The 1,121-nt window shown below is 62.5% G+C and carries 1 protein-coding gene; it reads left to right on the forward strand.

The window, feature by feature from the left end:
* Nucleotides 1–109 precede the first annotated feature (109 nt).
* Complete coding sequence (locus tag ABI_RS22750) at nt 110–862, forward strand: helix-turn-helix domain-containing protein (RefSeq protein WP_040310001.1); 753 nt, start codon at nt 110–112, stop codon at nt 860–862.
* The last annotated feature ends 259 nt before the right edge of the window (nt 863–1,121 follow it).

Genomic DNA, 1,121 nt, shown 5'->3' on the forward strand with positions numbered 1-1,121 from the left:
GAGCAAGCGAGCCTTCTTCAGGCGAAGCGCGTCGAGACGAAGGGGGCGCCGGTGCGCTGTCGTCCTTCCCCATCTTGCCAAATCCCCTCCTCCGCCCCATCCTGCGCCTATGAAACTCAAGGGCACGGGACGGATCATCTTCTGGCCGGGTGGCAGCCTGTGGATTGGCCGCGCCCAAGGCGGCTCCGACCTGCATGCCCACCACGCCATTCAGATTGCGTTCGGCATCGACGCCCCGATCAGCCTCAGAGCCGACACCAAGGACACTTGGACACCCTATGCCGGCGCCGTCATAGGCCCTGACGTCGCCCACGAGTACCTGGCGTCGGGCAGCCTGGTCGCCAACCTCTTCCTTGAGCCGGAATCACACACAGGCCGCAGCCTCCTCGAACGCTTCCCGGCACACGCCATCTCCCCCCTCACCCCGCACCTCACCGACAACCTCGTCCGCCTCTTTCACGAAGACGCCGACGACGCAGCCCTGTCTCTCGAAACCCGAAACATTTTCGCCCAACTGGCCGGCCTGACATCCCCCATTCGCCCGACAGATCCGCGTATCCTGCGCTTGATCGACTGGATTTACGCCCATATCGACGAACCACTCACCCTTAGCGCCGCCGCCAACCATATCCACCTGAGCGAAAGCCGTCTGCGCCACCTTTTCGTCGCCGAAACGGGCGTGGCTTTCCGGCCATTTGTGCTGTGGGCGCGGGTCAAACGCGCCATCGAACTCGGCTTTTCCTGCACATCCTGGACGGACGCCGCCATGGGCGCCAACTTCGCCGACCAGGCCCACCTGACACGAACCTGCCGCCGCATGTTCGGCATCGTCCCTTCCGCGCTGTCTCCAGTCAAAACCTAGCCCCTTCGTTCAAGTGTCTCCGTTCTCAAAGGTCTAAATACCGGACGTCCCGCAGACAGGCGGACGTAACCCAACCCAAGGAGACCACCATGAACACCAACCCGAACTGCCAATGCGCGAACTGCGCCTGCGGTCCCAACTGCACCTGCAGCGCCCCTGCCGTGCAAACCCAAGGCTGCGGTGAAACCTGCTCGTGCGGCACCGCCTGCACTTGCCGCTAACCGCCCACCACCTAAAATAACATTATTTTTTTAATGAC

Source organism: Asticcacaulis biprosthecium C19 (assembly GCF_000204015.1).
GTDB lineage: Bacteria > Pseudomonadota > Alphaproteobacteria > Caulobacterales > Caulobacteraceae > Asticcacaulis > Asticcacaulis biprosthecius.